At 45.4% G+C, this 19,815-nt stretch carries 18 protein-coding genes; 9 read left to right on the top strand and 9 right to left on the bottom strand.

Translation table 11 applies throughout. The annotated features are described in order from the left end of the window. The first annotated feature begins 138 nt into the window (after positions 1-138). Positions 139-2,070 carry a hypothetical protein gene (locus AC6I8T_RS24240; protein ID WP_497834609.1) on the top strand — a complete coding sequence of 644 codons (1,932 nt, stop codon included), beginning with the start codon at positions 139-141 and terminating at the stop codon, positions 2,068-2,070. 83 nt (positions 2,071-2,153) lie between these two features. Then, positions 2,154-4,082, top strand: a complete 1,929-nt coding sequence (locus AC6I8T_RS24235) for a hypothetical protein (protein WP_497834608.1) — start codon at positions 2,154-2,156, stop codon at positions 4,080-4,082. A 46-nt stretch (positions 4,083-4,128) separates the two neighbouring features. On the opposite strand, the gene AC6I8T_RS24230 is transcribed toward AC6I8T_RS24235, so the two are convergent. Both AC6I8T_RS24230 and AC6I8T_RS24225 read right to left on the bottom strand, forming a co-directional pair. Beyond that, on the bottom strand, positions 4,129-4,335 hold the full coding sequence (locus tag AC6I8T_RS24230) for a hypothetical protein (RefSeq protein ID WP_021185387.1): 207 nt from the start codon (positions 4,333-4,335) through the stop codon (positions 4,129-4,131). Between the two features lie 60 nt (positions 4,336-4,395). Beyond that, positions 4,396-4,608, bottom strand: a complete 213-nt coding sequence (locus AC6I8T_RS24225; RefSeq protein ID WP_036627057.1) for a hypothetical protein — start codon at positions 4,606-4,608, stop codon at positions 4,396-4,398. Positions 4,609-4,739: 131 nt separating this feature from the next. On the opposite strand from AC6I8T_RS24225, the gene AC6I8T_RS24220 reads away from it, so the two are divergent. The 5 genes from AC6I8T_RS24220 (at position 4,740) to AC6I8T_RS24200 (ending at position 8,781) form a co-directional block, all read left to right on the top strand. Beyond that, positions 4,740-5,657, top strand: a complete 918-nt coding sequence (locus AC6I8T_RS24220) for a LysR family transcriptional regulator (RefSeq protein WP_497834607.1) — start codon at positions 4,740-4,742, stop codon at positions 5,655-5,657. Between the two features lie 85 nt (positions 5,658-5,742). Continuing rightward, on the top strand, positions 5,743-6,732 hold the full coding sequence (locus AC6I8T_RS24215) for a zinc-dependent alcohol dehydrogenase family protein (RefSeq protein ID WP_497834606.1): 990 nt from the start codon (positions 5,743-5,745) through the stop codon (positions 6,730-6,732). Between the two features lie 26 nt (positions 6,733-6,758). Continuing rightward, positions 6,759-7,634 carry an MBL fold metallo-hydrolase gene (locus tag AC6I8T_RS24210; protein WP_497834605.1) on the top strand — a complete coding sequence of 292 codons (876 nt, stop codon included), beginning with the start codon at positions 6,759-6,761 and terminating at the stop codon, positions 7,632-7,634. A 128-nt stretch (positions 7,635-7,762) separates the two neighbouring features. Next, positions 7,763-8,026: a hypothetical protein gene (locus tag AC6I8T_RS24205; RefSeq protein ID WP_497834604.1), complete on the top strand. Its 264-nt coding sequence runs from the start codon at positions 7,763-7,765 to the stop codon at positions 8,024-8,026. Beyond that, positions 8,023-8,781, top strand: a complete 759-nt coding sequence (locus AC6I8T_RS24200) for a Fic/DOC family protein (RefSeq protein WP_497834603.1) — start codon at positions 8,023-8,025, stop codon at positions 8,779-8,781. Before AC6I8T_RS24205 ends, AC6I8T_RS24200 begins: the two co-directional genes overlap by 4 nt. On the opposite strand, the gene AC6I8T_RS24195 is transcribed toward AC6I8T_RS24200, so the two are convergent. Continuing rightward, on the bottom strand, positions 8,778-9,671 hold the full coding sequence (locus tag AC6I8T_RS24195) for a LysR substrate-binding domain-containing protein (RefSeq protein ID WP_021185381.1): 894 nt from the start codon (positions 9,669-9,671) through the stop codon (positions 8,778-8,780). The genes AC6I8T_RS24200 and AC6I8T_RS24195 overlap by 4 nt on opposite strands. A 217-nt stretch (positions 9,672-9,888) precedes the next feature. Between AC6I8T_RS24195 and pckA the strand changes: the two genes are divergently transcribed. Beyond that, positions 9,889-11,508 carry a phosphoenolpyruvate carboxykinase (ATP) gene (gene pckA, locus AC6I8T_RS24190; protein WP_497834602.1) on the top strand — a complete coding sequence of 540 codons (1,620 nt, stop codon included), beginning with the start codon at positions 9,889-9,891 and terminating at the stop codon, positions 11,506-11,508. 283 nt (positions 11,509-11,791) lie between these two features. Next, on the top strand, positions 11,792-12,784 hold the full coding sequence (locus AC6I8T_RS24185) for a sugar phosphate isomerase/epimerase family protein (RefSeq protein WP_497834601.1): 993 nt from the start codon (positions 11,792-11,794) through the stop codon (positions 12,782-12,784). 117 nt (positions 12,785-12,901) lie between these two features. Here AC6I8T_RS24185 and AC6I8T_RS24180 read toward each other — a convergent pair whose 3' ends face one another. The 6 genes from AC6I8T_RS24180 to cpsG form a co-directional block, all read right to left on the bottom strand. Further along, the gene (locus tag AC6I8T_RS24180; protein WP_497834600.1) at positions 12,902-13,912 is read right to left on the bottom strand and encodes an acyltransferase family protein; all 1,011 of its coding nucleotides are present in this window, start codon (positions 13,910-13,912) and stop codon (positions 12,902-12,904) included. Between the two features lie 242 nt (positions 13,913-14,154). Further along, complete coding sequence (locus tag AC6I8T_RS24175; RefSeq protein WP_497834599.1) at positions 14,155-14,679, bottom strand: hypothetical protein; 525 nt, start codon at positions 14,677-14,679, stop codon at positions 14,155-14,157. Between the two features lie 29 nt (positions 14,680-14,708). Continuing rightward, positions 14,709-16,166 carry an undecaprenyl-phosphate galactose phosphotransferase WbaP gene (wbaP, locus tag AC6I8T_RS24170; protein ID WP_497834598.1) on the bottom strand — a complete coding sequence of 486 codons (1,458 nt, stop codon included), beginning with the start codon at positions 16,164-16,166 and terminating at the stop codon, positions 14,709-14,711. A gap of 123 nt (positions 16,167-16,289) precedes the next feature. Beyond that, positions 16,290-17,030 (bottom strand): hypothetical protein, encoded by a 741-nt coding sequence (locus AC6I8T_RS24165; protein WP_497834597.1) that lies wholly within the window; start codon positions 17,028-17,030, stop codon positions 16,290-16,292. Between the two features lie 94 nt (positions 17,031-17,124). Further along, a complete protein-coding gene (locus AC6I8T_RS24160; protein WP_497834596.1) occupies positions 17,125-18,282 on the bottom strand; it encodes a glycosyltransferase family 4 protein in 1,158 nt (385 codons plus the stop codon). 149 nt (positions 18,283-18,431) lie between these two features. After that, on the bottom strand, positions 18,432-19,808 hold the full coding sequence (gene cpsG, locus AC6I8T_RS24155; protein ID WP_497834595.1) for a phosphomannomutase CpsG: 1,377 nt from the start codon (positions 19,806-19,808) through the stop codon (positions 18,432-18,434). Positions 19,809-19,815: the final 7 nt, after the last annotated feature.

Raw genomic sequence — 19,815 nt, 5'->3', positions numbered from 1 at the left:
GATTTCAGCGATAAATCACTCTAATATCAAGCTGACACGCAACGCTCAGAGGTAAAATCCTTTCCGAAAAAAAGATCATATTTATCTCCACGACAACATCAGCGCCTCACATATCTACCTTTTAAAAAGGGATTCAATATGAAATCCAGGATGCTTCGCTCACCACTCTCTTCCGGCTTTATCTACAGCACCTTAGCGTTAGCCTCACTTACCTGTTTTGGTGAAGCTCAAGCGGTAATAGAAGGCAATCTGCTTCCTTATAAAGAGAAGTGGGAAATTACCACATCTGATCATGAACGAATTTCCCGCCAATTTAGCACCCGTACCGGGGTTGATTATATTCTCAATCATTACAGTAAAGTTATTTATAAAGTCTCACGCAATTCACCAGTGCAAGAGATAACGGTTCCTGATGAGACGGGATCCAAAAGAACCCTCAGAGCCGATAAAGCGACATTGGGTTACGATGATAAACTCTATCTGCCAAACTCGACCTATGCCCCTTATTCTCAGGATGCGCCGGAACAGATGAAGTCGCTGGAGATTTTCCGCCTGACACCAGCGGGAGATCAACTGGAGTTATTACGCCAGTCCGACTGTCAGAATCCGGGATTAAGCGATTGCCAATTTACCGTTCCGTTGCTGGTGTCGGAGAAGAACGGCGCCATTTATAGTATCAGAAGGGATGGAAATCACTCCTGGCTCGCGCAAACCGCACTGGATGGCGGTAACAAAAGTTGGCCCGAAATCCGATTTGACAGTGTCGTGACGGGCCAGATCATCAGTACAGATGACCACCAACTCTATCTGCAAAGCAATTCACATTTCTATATTGTTGATCTGGATAGCGGAACCATTACCGCTCAGGGTGAATTGCCCCCCTCACTGGCAGAAACCCCGCCAGCAACACCCCTTTCTCTTAGGAGCGACAACGGGAGCACGGCATTTGGCGCGACGGGCAACCAATTATTCAGGCTGAATCTTTTTAATGATACATCCCCATTTGAACTGGCGTGGGTCAAAGAAATAGCCGAAGTTCAGGACATCGCCCTGCCGCCAAAGCGGGATGTAATTTATGCCTGGGATACAAAAGGTGAATTACGCTGGGTAACCAAAACAGAAGGGAATACCTTAAAAAAACGCGACATGAGTGACACAATCAGGAAAATGCAATTCGATCCTGTGAGCGGTTGGGCGTATGTGATGTATCGTAAACTGCCTGGTGCCCAACTGACCGTTTCACTGTTATCACCCAGTGGGGCAATTCACGATGCTGTATTCAGATTCAGTGCAGATTATGCCTCATTGATGGATTCAGACATTAATTTAAAAAATAATATTTTATCCATCGCTGTCGAAAGCAAAGTCTATTATTTCGATTTAAGTGGTGTGATGGATTATACAGACGGGGGTAACAATCTGGCAGGGTATGCTTTACCTGGCACCACCACCAGGTTTAGTTGGGAGATCGGCGAAGATTGTAGCCAGTGGTGTCCACAAGAAACAGGCACCGTGACTATTGATAACGCCAATACGACCTTGCTGAATCAATACCACTGGCCATTGATCCTGGCAGAAAATGTCAATAAAAATAGTGATCTCATTCGCATTGGGGAAATGGACGAGGACGGTATTATTCGACCAATGGCGAGCGAGTATCGCAACAAAATATGGATATTAGATTTCTATAAGCAATACCGATATATTCTGGCTAACAAGGTTACACCACAACCTGAAATAGTCTCCTCATGGAAACTGAATCCTCTACAGCCCGGTATCACGGCGGAGCGTAATCTGGCCCCCGGCAGCAAAATTGAACTTAGCGTGACCCTGCCCAACGGCAGCAAACGCCCGCTGCCTGAGTTTACAGTTTCGCGCAGTAGCAAATACTTCTGGCCCGCCGATCTCGCCCGATTTATCAATCGCCAGGCGAGTCAACTTGATCTGCCCATCGCCGCAGGTGAAAGGCTGAGTGGCGATGAGTTGACATTTCCCTCCAGCCATTATCGCAATATGTTGTGGGTTCCAGCTAATGAGAGTTATACGCTGCAATATAGCATAAAACCGTAACCCTTATTTGATTCCGCCGTTCGACTTTTCAGCTGAAACAAATATTTCCTCGCATAAACTATAAATAATGGATGTTATTTATTATGAAAACCAGGATTTTCCACACACCAACAAGTTTGCTTTACAACACTTTATTGCTTTCTTCCCTCACCCTTGGTTCAAACGCATGGGCTTTCGTCACCGCTGAACCACCGCATTATAAAGACAAATGGGAGATATTCACTTCTGACAAGGACCGAATCTCCAGAATTTTTGTCACGCCACAAGGAACAAATTACATCCTTAATGAGGTCAGTGATCGCCTGTATAAAACTTCGCGTCACAATCCGGTAGAGAAAGTAACGCTGGCAAGCGCAGAAGGATATCGCCATCATATCCAGTCCCGTTCATCCACGTTAGGTTTCGATAACAATATGTACCTGGCGAATCAATACGGCAAGCAACCTTCGATTTCAGCTCCAGATGGTACTTATGAAGATCTGGAAATTTATCGACTTTCTCCACAAGGTGAACAACCGGAGTTATTGTTAAGAACCGAATGCCAGAATAAATCTATCACCCAATGCGGATTTACCACGCCTTTACGCGTTTCTGAAAAAAATAACGCGGTATATGGCATCAGAAAGGATGGTAACCGTTCCTGGCTGACGCAAACGTCCCTTGATGGCAGCAGCAAGAACTGGCATGAAATCCGCTTTGACAGTATCGTGCTGGCTCAGGTGATCAGCAGTGATGAGCGCCAACTCTATCTGCAAAGCGACACGCATTTCTACGTGGTGGACTTAACCAGCGGTACCATTATCAGTGAGGCTGTATTGCCGCCTGCGCTGGCAGATGGAACCTTGCAAAAAACGCTTACGCTCACCTCGGATGACGGTAAAACTGTCTTTGGTGTGGCGAAGAACAAACTATTCAAACTAAATCTTTTTAACAGTACTTCGCCATTTGAGCTGGCATGGGTGAAAGAGATGAGTGCGGCTCAGGACCTGGCCCTGCCACCCGGACGGGATATTTTCTATGCCTGGGATGAGAATGGCACCCTGAATTGGGTGACTAAATCTGAAGGTAAGACGATTAAACAGATTCGCCTGGATGCGGGTATTAAAAAAATCCTCTTTGATGCGGCCAGCAGCTGGGCATACGTGCTGGACCAACCATTTTTGGCAAATGAGCTACGCGTATTTTTGTTGCCGCCCAACGGGGCGCTAAACCATGTACTGTTTTCCTTTCACCATGATTATAACCGGCTGGAAGACGCTGATATTTCCGTACAAGACCGCGTATTATCTATTGGGGTCGAAGGAAAAGTATTCCATTACGATCTCTCCTCTATGATGGATTATTCTGACACCGGTAAAACACTCTCTGGATACACTTTACCTGGGTCAACAACCACATTTGGCTGGGGAACCGGAAAAGCCTGTGATCACTGCCCTCCTCGTGAGACAGGAGAAATCACGATTGATAACGCCAATACCACCATGCTGAATCAATATCACTGGCCATTAGCCCTTGCGGAACATGTGAATAAAAACAGCGATTTGTTACGCATTGGCGAAAAAGATGAGAATGGCGTGATTCGCCCACTGGCAAGTGTATATCGTAATAAGATTTGGGTTTTTAACCGCTATAAAGACGAAGGCTTTAACCTGGAGCAACAGGTCACACCCCAGCCGGAGATCGTCTCTGCGTGGAAACTGAATGCAGCACAACCCGGTATTACGGCAGAGCGTGATTTGGCACCCGGAACCGAAATTGACGTGACGGTAACGCAACCGGATGGGAGCAAACGTCCACTGCCGGTGTTTAAAGTCACACGGGGCAGCCAGTATTTATGGCCGGCCGATCTGGCGCGGTTTATCAATCAGCAGGCTAACCTGTTGAATCTGCCGATTGCTGCCGGTGAAAGGTTGCATGGTGATGAACTGAGCTTCCCTGCCAGCTATTACCGCAATATGCTGTGGGTACCGGCCAATGCGGATTATACCGTGCAATATCGCGTGAAGCCGTAGTGATCAGCCCTCTCCCTGACCTGTCGTCAGGGAGAGGAGACGGAGATCAATCAGAGATTTTTATATCTGTTATCCCTTCTTCTTTAAGCACATCGGCAATTTGGTGCGCTTTCGCCTCGTCAATGTTCTCAATTTTGCCACTATCTACAGCATGCTTAGTGACTGCCATATCCCAGCCGAGAATTTCTCGCACTTTTTTTATCACCACTACAGGAAATTTATTGGACGTGATGTCCCATGTGACGGTTGCCATTGTTTCGTTCTCCTTGAAGGTTGATGCGACTTTCGCTGAATAACAGAAAGCCGCATCAGTTTACTCTTCCTCGATTCTCACTTTATCCCCCGCCGCATCCTCAATGGCTTTTCTCAGCCTTTCAGCCGTCACATCATCTAACTGACCAATCTCACCTGGTTCAGCTGCATGTTGCGCATCGAGTAATTCCCAACCTTCTGCCGCCATCACGGAAAGGATCGCTTTAGTTACCCCTGCTGGATTTGGACGGGCGCTAAATGTTACTTTTTTCATTTTACATACCCTTATCAGAGATTCTGGTTCACCCAGAATTTACCCAACGCCTGGCTGACAAAAACGTGAAGTGAGGCAAAGTGAACACCAGATTGCGACAAATGCTGAGCGCACAAGGACCAGGCTAAATCATGCGTGCCAATATGATCGAATTTATCCAGATCTTTACCCAGGTTGTGGAGCTGGGCAGCTTCACCAAAGCGGCCGATGTCCTGCAATTACACCGGCCTGCGGTGAGTAAAGCGATTCAGCAGTTGGAAGCTGAACTAGGGGTAAAGCTGTTACATCGTACCACCCGTAAACTCAACGTCACCGACGAAGGTGATGCGTTCTATCAGCGCGCCAGGCTGCTGCTGACCGATGTGGACGATATGATGTCCAGTTTCTCTGCCACTCAACCACCTCATGGTCGACTCCGGCTGGATGTCCCGCTCGCGCTGGCCCACACGCTGCTCATCCCCCATCTGCCGAACTTCATCAGCCGCTACCCTGAGATTGAGGTGGTACTGGGATCGTCAGACAAAAGGAGTGACTTGATCGCCGAAGGCGTCGATTGTGTGATTCGCCTTGGCGAACTACAGGATTCCAGTTTTATCGCCAGACGACTGGGTGAGATCAAGATGGTGACCTGTGCCGCACCGGCTTACCTGCAACAGCACGGCGATCCGCACACGCTTGATGATCTGGCACAACATCAGGCGGTGAATTTCTTCAGCGAAAATAGCCGCGAAGTCATGGCGTGGAGATTTATCGTTGAGGGTGAAGAAGTCGCGTATCGCCCCACCAGCAACCTGTTGGTAGACAACTCGGATATTTTGCTGTCGTGCGCGCTGGCGGGGTTGGGAGTCATCCAGGCCAGTTGTATCGCGCTGGCTCCGCATATCGCATCAGGGGCGTTAAAGGTCGTACTGCCGCATTATCCTTCCGTTGCTAAACCGGTGTCGATTATGTACCCGGACAAACGCCATCTTGCCCCCAAAGTGCGCGTCTTTATCGACTGGTTCAGTGAACTGTTCACCCAACAACGCGGATTGTTACCAAACCAATAACACTGAAGTTCCCGAACAACCATTTTTGCCACGTCAGTCACCCCGTAGAGTAATTGGCTACGCCACTTAAATACGAGGTCTGAAAATGTCTAAAGTTGTCAGGTTTAACCGCACCGGGGGACCGGAGGTGCTGGAAATCGTTAATGAGCAGGTCCCCGCTCCCACTGCTGATGAGGTGCAAATTCGTGTTCATGCGATTGGGCTGAACCGCGCCGAGATCATGTATCGCAACGGTCAGTACGTTATTGATCCGGTGTTCCCGGCCCGCCTTGGCTATGAAGCCGCAGGTGTGGTTACGACTACTGGTGACAACGTCACGGAATTTCACCCAGGTGATGCGGTCAGCGTCATACCTTCTTTCATGTTCAACGAATATGGTATGTATGGCGAGGTCGTCAATGCCCCGGTTCACGCCCTGGTAAAACACCCGGAGAATCTCACTTTTGCCACCGCAGCAGCCAGTTGGATGATGTATGTCACGGCCTATGGTGCGCTGGTGGAATTCGGTAATGTGCAGGCGGGCCAGAACGTCATTATTCGTGCGGCATCCAGCAGCGTCGGGCTGGCAGCAATCCAGATTTGCAACATGCTCGGAGCGAAACCGATCGCCCTGACCCGTACCAGCGATAAACGAGAGATGTTGCTAAAGGCAGGTGCGGCGGCGGTGATCGCTACCGCCGAGCAGGATATGGTAGCGGAACTCCAGCAGGCCACCGCAGGACAGGGGGCGCACATCGTTTTCGATCCTGTCGGTGGCCCGGATGTGGCAAAACTGACTCAGGTGATGGCACCCCAGGGGATGTTTTTCCAGTATGGGGCACTCGACAGTCGCGATATGGTTGTCCCGGTATTTGATATTCTCGGTAAACACCTCACGCTGCGCGGCTATGAATTGTTTGAAATCACGACTGATGCAGAAAGACTGGCGCGTGCAAAATCCTTCGTGCTTGAGGGGTTACGTAGCGGCAAGCTACAACCGTTGATCGATAAAACCTTCAGTCTCGATGAGATTGCAGAAGCCCATCGCTATATGGAAGCGAACGGCCAGGTGGGCAAGATTGTTGTGACTATCTGAAAAACACTGAAATCAGGGAGTACCGAATGAATATGCAACCGAACTGGCAGGCACCGGCAATTAATCGTAAACAAGTCGGCGATATGCTCGTCACCATGCTGAGTGATGGCTATCTCGATGTTTCCTTTGAGTTGCTATCAGGCATTGATGGCTCAAAAGCCGAGGCGTTACTCCAGCGACGCGGTGCACCGATCGCCCCGCGCATCAACATCAACGTGTATGTGGTTCAGACCGCGCAGCGTACCATCCTGATCGACAGCGGTGCTGGCGGAATTAAAGGCTGGGGCGGCAGATTGCCGGTGGCGCTGGCGGCAGCAGGGATCGACCCACTCCAGATTGACACCATTTTGCTGACCCATGCACATCCTGATCATATTGGCGGGCTCGCGGCGCCTTTGCAGACGCCGCTATTTCGGAATGTGCAGCAGCTGTTTGTGCATGAAAAGGAGTTAGCGTTCTGGCGTGATGAAACCATTGCGGCCAGCGCCCCGGATGGGTTTCGTCCCTATTTTGAGCTGGCGCGTAATGCGTTTAGCGCTTACGACCAACAGTTGGTGCCTTTCCGCGAGGAAGCGATTTTACCGGGCATTCAGACCGTACCGCTGTTTGGGCATACACCAGGACACAGCGGCTATCTGCTCGGCGATGAGAAAGCATCATTGTTGATTTGGGGTGATATTGTGCATTTCCCGCATATCCAGGTAACACAACCTGAGGTCACCATCGCGTTTGACAGCGATCCCGCTGCTGCCGCGCAGGTTCGCAGCCAACTGCTGGATCGCGCCGCCAGTGACAACCTTGCCGTTAGCGGAATGCATTTTAACTTGCCAACTACCGGTAAGGTGGTACGCGAGGGCAATAGCTTCGCACTCAACTATGACCTCTGGTCACCGGTGATGTGAAGAGTGGGTGGCGCGTTACATCGCGCCGCTACAATCACATCTCCATAAGGATTGGCGAAATGGCCCAATTTTAAAGACAGCCCAGCTGGGGCATGTTAAAATTATCAAGATACCAGAGGGTCTTGCTCATGCCTAAAACAGCTTACTTAACTGTAGAAAATAAAGTACGTAACCTTGCAGCAGCTCACCATGTTTCTGCTGGTCGCGACGATACCAGCAGAATGGCTGTAGCGATAACACGTCTTGCTGGTGATACCGTCGAACTGGACACTGTGGAACAGATGCTTGTGAATTTAAAACGTAAAGGCGTCCTCACAAAATCGGAGATTCTTTCCATCCAGGCAGATTATCTCAGAGAAAAAAGAGATGCTGGTAAGAATCTGAATGCATGACATTCGACCCTTTTGGTGATTTCAACACTGCTGGTTACTTACGGAACTCGTTAGGATTGAAAAATCCAAATGAAGTTAAGGAATCAGAACATCTGGCTTTTGAATCAAGTATTGAGGATGCGCTGGATTACCTGGCCAGTCTCGAAGTCATTGATTATGATGACGTAATGAAGGTTCATGAGATCCTGTTTTCTGGTTTTTACCCTTGGGCAGGTAAAGATAGAAATGCATTAGTTCCCCATCTGGCAGTTTTTAAAGGTTCGCCAGAAAATCCTCGTCATACCACTTTCGAGCCCCCCCATTATATCCGACCTGCAATTGATTACGCTTTACGCCTGGCTTCAAATCAAGATGGTTTTAAAAATAAGCCAGGGGAAGTGATGGGGGCATTAGCTTTCGCACATCCCTTTCTCGATGGCAATGGGCGAACATTACTTCTTGTTTTTATGGAACTTTCATATCGGGCTGGTTTCTCAATCGATTGGGGGAAGACTAACAAAGATGAATATCTAAGTGCGCTTAGTGAAGAAATAGCGGAGCCTGCCAAAGGCCATCTTGATAAATATCTGAATCCATTAATCGTTGAAATTTCAAGCCGAAGTGATTGGCCTAAAATGATTGGCGGAATAAAGGGATTAGACGGCCTCGATAAGGATGATGTGACGTATGAAAGTCTGGATGATCCTGAAGTACAACGAATATATGAAAAGGAGTCATATTTCTCATATCGTGTAAAAAAATACGACAATGATTAATTTACCCGGATATTCTGCGATTTAATATGTTGCCAAAAACGTTCCGCTGCCAGATTCAGCCTCGCGCCCGACCGATACACATAGGCCGAGATCGGTAACGACAAGGTGCCATCCAGAATCATCAGCTTGCCCTCACGCAGTTCACGCTGAATCGAATATTGCGGCAACCACCCCACCCCATGTCCGTTTACAATCATACGTTTAAGCAACTCACTCATCGAGGAGACGAAGCTGAGGGTAAAGGTATTGTCAGGGATTTTATCGATCACCTGATTCACCTGACGGCCCATATAGCTGTCGTTGGCATATTTCATCAATGGCAACCCGCCGTCGTTGAGCCGAAACAACGGTCTGCCGTCGACATCACAGGGTGAAACCAGATGCAAAAATGAGTCGAATATTTTGTGGTGGATAAAGGGGTAATTCATAAACTCTTCGTTGTAGAAGGTGAGAATAAAGTCGCTTTTCCCTTCTTTGAGGTTATATACCGCCTCATCCACGTTGATGGATTCAACATAGTGAATCCTTTCAGCGCTGTCGGCAAAACCGGCAATTAACGTCGGAAGCAACAATACCGACAGTGAGGGAGCGGCGTCGAATTTGATACTCTGACGGAAATTGTCCAGTCCTTTGATCCGATTCAGTTGGTAATCCATATCATCCAGCATATTGCGCGCGTAGCCGACAAAACTTTTACCCTGGCGAGTTAGCTGCAATGGATTAACGCTGCGATCGAAAATGGCGAAGCCAATCGCTGATTCCAGCGACTGAATACGACGGCTGAATGAAGACTGGGAAATGTTGCGCTTCTCAGCGGCTAACGTGAAGCTCCGTGTCTCTTCCAGAGCGATAACATCATAAAACCACTTCACTTCCAGATTACTGACCATCGCGCTGATTCTCACAAAATCTTATTTGTCGCCATGCAAATTATGCATGGCATATAGAAATTATGCAATCAATGCATCTGAATGTTGGTGCTAGTATCCTGAACAGTTGCATAACTGAACTGCGCCATTTCATTAACAGCTCAGTTAACTATCAAACAAACTATCGGCCGCAGTGCTATGCAGCCCATTATTCAGCCAGCAATCAGTCAGGTATAACATGTCCAGCTCTGAGAAGATTAAAACAGCCCTGTCAGATTTAGGGATCACCCGCGTAAGCGAAGTGATCTACAACCCCGATTATGACCTGCTTATCGCACATGAAACCTCGGCAACGCTTAACGGCTATGAACGCGGCATCATGACTGCTTCCGGGGCGGTCGCGGTCGATACCGGTGAATTTACCGGCCGCTCGCCGAAGGACAAATATATTGTCCGTGATGAGCTAACCAGAGATACCGTTTGGTGGTCTGATGCGGGTACTGGCCGTAATGATAACAAGCCACTTTCCCCGTCGGTGTGGGCTGAGCTGCGTCATCTGGTATCAAACCAGTTATCTGGCAAGCAACTTTACGTGGTGGACGCCTGGTGTGGTGCCAGCAATGACTCAAGACTGGCGGTGCGCTTTATTACCGAGGTAGCCTGGCAGGCTCACTTTGTGAAAAACATGTTTATCCCGCCATTAGCGGAAGAACTGGAAAATTTTGAACCTGATTTTATTGTGATGAATGGGTCAAAATGCACCAATCCGAACTGGCAGACACAGGGTCTCAACTCTGAAAATTTCGTCGCATTTAACCTGACCGAAAAGATGCAGCTGATTGGCGGCACCTGGTACGGCGGCGAAATGAAGAAAGGCCTGTTCTCGGTGATGAACTATTTTCTGCCGCAACGCGGTATCGCCTCTATGCATTGTTCCGCCAACCGTGGCGAAGCGGGCGATGTGGCGTTGTTCTTCGGTCTTTCCGGCACCGGTAAGACCACCCTCTCCACCGATCCGCTGCGTGAGCTGATTGGTGATGATGAGCATGGCTGGGATAACGAAGGAGTCTTTAACTTTGAAGGCGGCTGCTATGCCAAAACCATCAATCTGAGTGAAGCGGCAGAGCCAGAGATTTACCGTGCTATTCGCCGCGATGCGCTACTGGAAAACGTGGTGGTGCGTGAAGATGGTTCAGTCGATTATGCCGACGGCAGCAAAACCGAGAACACCCGTGTTTCATACCCGCTGGCACATATTGAAAACATCGTTAAACCGGTTTCCCGTGCGGGCAATCCATCCAAAGTGATTTTCCTCGCGGCAGACGGTTTTGGTGTGTTACCGCCCGTATCACGACTGACGACCGATCAGATGAAATACCACTTCCTGTCTGGCTTTACCTCTAAACTGGCCGGGACGGAACGTGGTATTACCCAACCTACCCCAACCTTTTCTGCCTGCTATGGTGCCGCCTTCCTGATGTTGCATCCGACGCAATACGCGGAAGTGCTGGCGGAGAAAATGGCGGAAAGCGGTGCTGAAGCCTGGTTGGTCAACACCGGCTGGAATGGCGAAGGTAAACGACTTTCTCTGCGAGATACCCGCAATATTATTCGTGGCATTCTGGACGACAGTATCGTTCTCGGTGATAACACGCTGCCGGTATTTGGCCTGCTGATCCCGGATACTGTGCCAGAGGTGGAGTCTCACCAGCTTGACCCACGCAACGGCTGGGCAAGCGCGGAACAATGGCACGATGCAGCAGACAAACTCGCGAGCCTGTTTGTTGCTAACTTCAGTCAATATGCGCAAACCCCGGAAGGTGCCCGTATTGCACTGGCGGGACCGAGCGTCGAGTAGTTGAACGATACCCGCCAGGACGCAAGCACTGGCGGGTAGAAGCAGATTTTTTTCCGATTTGTATGCCCCACGAATTCCCTCATTCATATTCCCGGCTGAACTCAGAATTTTTGTGATTCTCTCTGCAATTTCAACCTTTCTGGCTGGATGAAAACCATACAATACCCGCACAATAGAATATATAACCACTTGTGAATATATATTCAGCAAATCTAAATGACGGCATCAGTATTCGTAGCGACTCTCTCAATATGATCATTTTAAGGTTTAAGGAGAACATCTTATGAGTACCTGGAACTACCCAAAATTTGGCGCGGGCTTGTGGCACTTCGCTAACTATGTTGACCGCTATGCGGTGGATGGTTATGGACCCGCGCTGAGTACGCTGGAACAGATTCGCATCGCTGGTACAGTAGAAGATCTTTCGTATGTTGATGTCCCCTATCCCTTTACCGAAGGTGTCAGTGTCAGCGATGTCAAACAGGCCCTGGCGGACGCGGGCTTAAAAGCTATCGGTGTTACCCCCGAGATTTACTTACGTCGTTTTTCACGGGGTGCATTTACTAACCCGGACCCGACTTTGCGCAAACAGGCATTTGAACTGATGCATGAAGCCGCCAGTATAGTACGCGAATTAGGGGCTAACTATGTCAAGGTTTGGCCAGGTCAGGATGGTTGGGATTATCCATTCCAGGTCGACCATAAAAATCTCTGGCGACTGGCGGTTGATGGCATGCGCGAGCTGGCGAGTGCGAACCCTGATGTTAAATTTGCCATTGAATACAAACCGCGTGAGCCTCGGGTAAAAATGACCTGGGACTCAGCTGCACGTACATTACTGGGTATTGAGGAAATGGGGCTGGATAATGTGGGTATCCTGCTGGATTTCGGTCATGCCTTATTTGCCGGAGAGTCCCCTGCCGGTTCCGCGCAACTGATTATCGATCATGGCCGCCTGTTCGGCATGGATGTGAACGATAACCTACGCGGCTGGGATGATGACCTGGTGGTGGGAACGGTACATATGACCGAGATCTTCGAGTTCTTCTACGTACTGAAGATTAATAACTGGCAGGGTGTCTGGCAGTTGGATCAGTTCCCGTTCCGCGAGGATAATGTGGAAGCAGCTAACCTGTCGATTCGGTTTCTGAAGCATGTGTATCGTGCGTTGGATAAGTTAGATATTGTCGCGTTGCAGGCTGCGCAGGTGGAGCAGAATCCGCTGCTGGCGCAGAGGATTATTCAGAATGCGCTGCTGACGGCTATTGAGGAGTGATGGCGAGTCTATTATGTGAATGCAGAACCATAGCCTGAGCGTTTTCGGCTTTGATGCCATGCTGTTATAAATCTGATAAAGCAGCATGGCATCATATTCCAACATTAACAGGTACTTTCAAGAACCAAGTATCAAACGTGTGTTAACGCGTGTTTTTTTCAATGCATACACGCAAAAGGATATTATAGATATGATTAATATAGAAAAAATGGCACTAATTAGAACTTCAATTATGACACTCGAACCTAAAGAGTAAGAGTTAATGAATTCAATCTTCTTCCTAAGAAAACCAACAAAATACCCATGAAGAAAATAAATAGCGAAACTTGAGGTAGCCAACCATGACAATGGTGTGGTCACATAAGGCATATTAGCTGTGGAAAGAGTAATACATAAAAAAAGAAATAAAAAAATCTTCGATAACACTGAAAGACTTGGTGTAACGTCAAAAACCACACGAATACCAAACAGTACTAAAAAAGCGAAAAGGAAATACCACTTATTCTTATTTTCAATCAAAGTATCTCTATACTCGCATATAAACATACCCAAAATATATACAGGAAGGAAGTGAATATATGCCAAGAAAGCATTAGAGTCACCAACTGGTCGCGAAGTGAAAAGAATCACAACGACAGAAAACACCGCTGCGTATAAAAGATTTCTTCTATTCCCCCCCAGTATTTTTAACGGAATTGAGCTAAGAAAAATCAGGGAAAGCATTGGGATAAACCACAATGGCCCCAGGTGTGCACCTGTAGCATAGAAGAACATCAAGATATAAAGAATAGAATGTTGCATCAACTCACTAATATCAACCCAGTTGTGTTCTTTCTTCAAACCAAAAATATAAATACAAATTGCAGGAATGGAAATTATTAAATATGGAAGGATTACATTTTTGAACTTACTGGCGTAAAATTTCTTCACTTCATACCGAGGTAATAAATATTGAAATAAGAATCCAGAAATCAGGAGGAAAATTGCAGTCCATTCCCTTAAAGCTTCACTCCATAGGCGGGCTAAAATACTATCATCATTAGTGAATAAATTACAATGTGTTGTGACGATGAAAAATATAGCAATCCCTCGTATGTAATGTATATAATTAATTTTTTTATTTGTCATGGAAAACACCCCACCTTTTAAAATATCTTTTTTTATTCCTGCATTTTATCCTGAAAAACTAAACTGCATACGTAAGGAATAGACAATTATATTAAATCACTATATTAATGATACGGTGTGTAGCCTGATCGAACATGTTCATATTCACCTGGTTAATATTTTAGGCCTTGAATCGAAAAATAAAAAATCATTATCCAGATAACTCAACAATTTTATCAGGACTATACACACCATATTAAATGTTATGCTGCCAAAACATCTCTTTGCAAAAAACCGTTAAGAGTCAAGTAAAAAAGATTTCTTCTCTTTTCAAAGAAAGTGTAAGTAAGTTGGGACTTATACTCACGAAGTTTCTTCATGGTTATCAGTAACGTTTCACAAATTTGATCATCATCCCAACCTCTCAAAATAAGCAGGAAAACTCGCATTCTTGCACTATCTTCCTTCTGCTTAAACGGTTTTACTTTCTTGAATACTTTACAGCCTTGAAAGTAATCGAAGACATCTTGTGTCCGAACATCGAGTGCTACAAAGGATACATCGCAAATTGACTGTAGAATGAATACTTCAAGGTCATTATTGTATACTAACACAACGTTTTTAGATCTGGAATTTATATCACCACGAGTTAAAGCCAGAAGAAAATGATGAATATCACAGACAAATAAACTCAACTTATTACAATGCATATTTCTAGATAATTTATCTATTGCACATTCGATAAACTTATTCTGCAATTGTGTGATAACAGAGTTGATCTTTATCATATTAACTCCATTTAATAAATAAGAGGAAATTAATAGGCGCCGTCACGCTTGAGCACTACGCCAACAGTCTTAAATAGAATCGCGATGTCATTCCAAAGTGACCAGTTCTTAACATACCAGGAATCAAAATAAACACGCGTTTCATAATCTACATCGTTACGGCCACTGATCTGCCACAATCCAGTCATGCCTGGCTTAGCCATCAGATAATAATCGACGTCCCCAGCATAGCGACTGAGTTCATCTTCGATAACCGGGCGTGGTCCCACAAGGCTCATATCCCCCCTAACTACGTTCCACAATTGCGGTAGTTCATCAAGACTGGTTTTACGGATGAAGTGACCTACTTTAGTGATTCGAGGATCATTCTTAAGTTTAAAATCTTTGTCCCACTCGGCTCTCGCAACAGGATCAGTACGCAATACCTCCTCCAACACTTCCTTGGAGTTGATGACCATCGAGCGGAATTTGAGGCATTTGAACTTGCGACCGTTCATACCAACACGTTCATGACCATAAATTGGACTACCTCCGTCACGGCTTACAAGATAGCCAAGAATCAATAATGCAGGAGACAATGCAATGATAATCGAAAGTGCACCCAGAAGATCGAATACACGCTTCAGGAAACGTGAAGTGCGTTTTGCCAGATTATTATTGACTCGTAGGATCATCACTTCATGGCTAAAAATATAGGCCATATCCGTTCCATAAAGTGGCACACCTCTCAATGTAGGAACGACTGAAACCGAACGGCAATTGCGCTTAGCCAAAGTTTTCAACCAATGATCACGATACTGACTTTGTTCAGTCTCTACTGCGACGATGAACTGTGTTTCATTATTTGTCAGCAACCAAAGATCATGCTCATTTCTTAATACCGGAATACCGTTCACACTAGACTGTTTGCAGCTACCATCCACGTCGTAGAACGCAATGGTATCAAAGCCCATAACTTCTTCACTTTGTAATGCCTTCCAAGCTTCCTGTGCATTCTTATTACTACCAATAATGATTGTCTGTTTTTTCCACATATCAAAATGGTCTAGTAAACGCCGTGCGATGCTGCGGCCGACTGGAATCACAATTAGGGCTAACAACCAAGTCAAAGCCCAGACAAATCGAGACATCTGCCACTGGGATAAAGCAGTGATTGCAAGATCAATCACTGAGAAGATAAGAATGGTGCGAAATATCTCTTTCAGTTCAAACCAGAATGGCTTTCGATAAGTAAAATGACGTAAACGTACCCAAAACCAAACAACGCAGATAACCGACAAACAGATATGAGTAAAGATCTTCAGATTAAGATCTTTTACCGATATATCTGCCAGTATTGAATGAGCTCCTGAGTCGATCAGTTTTAGTGCGATAAACAACGCTGCATTGAAAAAAAGTAAATCTGAGAATGCCAGGGAGAGTTTTGTGAGCAGAGTTTTGTATGTAAACTCTGAGGTAATCTGTATACGATGCTGGAGTGTTGTCATATTATTAAACCCGGCCAATAAATCCATTAATGATTAGATGAATCTTGCCAAAAAATGCAACAATAAAAACTATATTTCTTGTTGCACGGTGATAATCATGGTGAGCTAAAAACTGATAATTTATTAATTTGTAAAATGTGATTTAATTGGCAAGATCCCTTCTTTTAGACGTGCCATCACTCGCCATTTACTCTCGCTTCCGTTACTGCAATTGAGCGTATGTTCCAGTGTATTAACCACTTGAATATTTATGTTTAGATTTTCTTCTCTTAGCAATTTAATTTTTTCAAAAAAAAAGTAGCTACCATCATAAAAAGAAAAATGCTCATCGAAAATTTGTCTTAGTATTCCCCAAAATTTATTAATTGCTGAGCGGTAAACAACCAAACCGAATCCCAGCGAACGAATACTTTGTGTGGGTCTTATCAACAAACCATTAGCCACCTTCGCTACAGATTCATCGATGATAGGATAATATATTTTACCGTCTATTTTTGACCTGACATAAGGAATTTGCAGATCAACATCATCGGTATGAAATTTATCAAGATTATTTAAATAATCTTTACTCAGACAACTATCATCATCAAATAATACGAACCGTTCAATCTCACCATGCTCATTGATAATTTCATTATAGATACTACTCAGCGGTCGAGCATCAAGATACTCTTTAATATCGATACTTTTGACGTAAAAGCCCAATGTATGAATGAAATCCTTATCAAACCGTAAAGCATCAGGGCCTGTATTAATAATAACGAGCCCAGCATTTTCATATGACTTATTCATTAGGCAATTGAGTGTTACTGAGTCTTTGTAAGTCTTGCCACGTAAAATGACAATTAATAGCGTCTGGTACATAGGGATGCCTTTACTCTTTGAAATCAAACTTAAGTTTAATTTCTGTGTGGCCTGATATGTCGAGACTGATACACGACAAATTTTGTTGTAACTATCATGAATAGACCACTTCCTTGTTTAGTTTGAACATCTCCCATTTACTATTAATGTATGTGTCCAGTTCATTACGAAAGCGTTCTGCTGAGAAACGCATTGCATTGGTACGGCAATCGATTGGTAGTATGTCATGTCCAATGATATCAAAACTCTCAACCGCTTCGACAATAGCAGCGGCTGACTGTTCATAGAAGAACAAACCTGTCGGATATTCTTCACCATAAGGACGAATAGTTTCCAACGCCCCTCCTTTACCAAAGGCAATTACCGGAGTGCCACATGCCTGAGCTTCTACCGGTGTAATACCAAAGTCTTCCTCAGCAGCGAACACGAATGCTTTGGCACGTCTCATGTAGTCTTCCATCACCTCATTCGGCTGGTAGCCAAGTATTTCAACGTTTGGTGTCGCCTTAGATTTAATTTTAGCCATTTCAGAACCATCACCAATTACGACTAATTTCTTTTCTGGCATACGGCTGAAAGCTTCAACAATCAGATCGATACGCTTGTAAGGCACCATACGCGAGGCTGTAAAATAGAAGTCATCTTTCTTTTCATTTAAGGTGAAACGTTCGACATCAACAGGTGGATAGATAACGTCTGCATCCCTGCCATAAACCTTCTTGATACGACGTGCAATGAAGTGGGAGTTAGCGATAAAGTGGTCAACACCGTTCGCCGTACGGTAATCCCACATACGGATATTGTGAAGCATCCAACGAGCAAGCTTACCCTTCAATCCCTTATCTAACCCAGATTCACGCAAGTATTGATGCTGGAAGTCCCAGGCATAACGAATGGGTGAATGAACATAGCTGATATGAAGTTGATCAGGACCCGTCAGCACCCCTTTCGCCACTGCATGGCTGCTTGATAACACAACGTCATGTTGGGTGACATCAAGTTGTTCAATGGCTAATGGCATTAGCGGTAGATAGGTTTGATACTTTTTTTTAGCTCCAGGAAGACGCTGGATAAACGATGTCGTCGCTTTTTTATCTTGAAAATAATGACGAGAATCATCTGATAAAAAATCAACAACTGAATAAATCTCAGATGCGGGGAATAGATGGATGAATTCAGCAATCACACGCTCAGCACCGGCAAAACCTACTAACCAGTCAGCCACGATTCCTATACTTATATTCTGTGCCATATTTTTTACCCTCTTTAATACTGATTGCGACGAACTGAATTAGCTATAACAAAGCATGGTTTGCTTAACTACTTTCTTAATAGCCTAGGGAATTATGCTAATTTTGATATCAGATAAAATTTATATCATCACTTAGGCATAAATAATGATTAACTACGCAGAATAGCGAGAATGTTATCTGTATGCTGTTGCATTAGAGCGACGTTTGCACGAGATTCCACATTGAGTCTAACTACTGGTTCAGTGTTGGAACTTCTTAAGTTGAATCTCCAGTCTAAAAACTCAAGACTAATACCATCAGTTCTATCAAGGCTTAATGCTTCATCTTCATAATGCTGTAATACGCGTTCAATCGCCTGCTGTGGCTGATCAAGTATACTGTTTATCTCACCGGAAGCCGGGTAAGCAAGCATACGACTGTTAACTAACTGCCTTAGAGATTGACCCTTGACCTGGAGTAATTCGGTGACAAGCAACCAAGGAATCATCCCACTATCGCAATAAGCGAAATCACGGAAGTAATGATGAGCACTCATTTCACCACCGTAAACCGCATCTTCATGGCGCATGCGTTCCTTGATAAATGCGTGACCAGTTTTCGACATGACAGGCACACCGCCAGCAGCTGTAACGATATCTATGGTATTCCAGCTCAAGCGAGGATCATGAATTATGCGGGCACCTGGATCTTTTTCAAGGAATGCAGCAGCAAGTAATCCGACAATATAATAGCCTTCAATGAATTTTCCTTCACTATCGAAGAGGAAACAACGATCAAAATCCCCATCAAATGCGATTCCCATATCTGCTGCATTTATGAGCACTGCATCTGTGGTGTCCTGCCGACACTCTGGTAACAACGGATTAGGAATACCGTTAGGAAAATTGCCATCTGGTTGATGATTTACCTTCACGAACTGAATATCAACGCCAGCTTGTTCAAAGCGCTTTTGGATAGCATCAATTACGTGCCCTGCCGCCCCGTTACCTGAGTTAACCACGAGTTTCATTGGCTGCGTGAAATTCTTCAGGTTCACATAGCTAAACAACTTATCGACGTAAGCATCAAGAACTGAGAGTTTGGAATAGCTACCACGAGTTTCTGGGTCAGTAACTGAGAAACTATTTGCCTCAGCAATGCGCTGAATATCACGTAAGCCAGTATCTCCACTTATCGGTTTAGAACCCTCACGAACTAACTTCATTCCATTGTAGTCTAGCGGGTTATGACTGGCTGTAACTTCAATTCCACCATCAATATTTAAATATGACGTAGCAAAGTAAATCTCTTCAGTGCCGGATAAACCAATATCAACGACATCCGTACCGGCATCACGAAGACCATTGGCCAGAGCATCTTTCAAGCCCTCACTGGTTAATCTGACATCCCCACCGACAACCATTTTTTTAGGCTTAAGATATTCACCATAAGCACGACCAATCCGATAGGCGATATCTTCATTCAGTTCTTCACCTAATTTCCCTCTAATGTCATACGCTTTAAAGCAGGTTAATTTACCAGACATTTTGCAT

Source organism: Pantoea sp. X-Soil-OKNW-556 (genome assembly GCF_059730695.1).
This window is presented reverse-complemented; position numbering and strand designations above follow the sequence as displayed.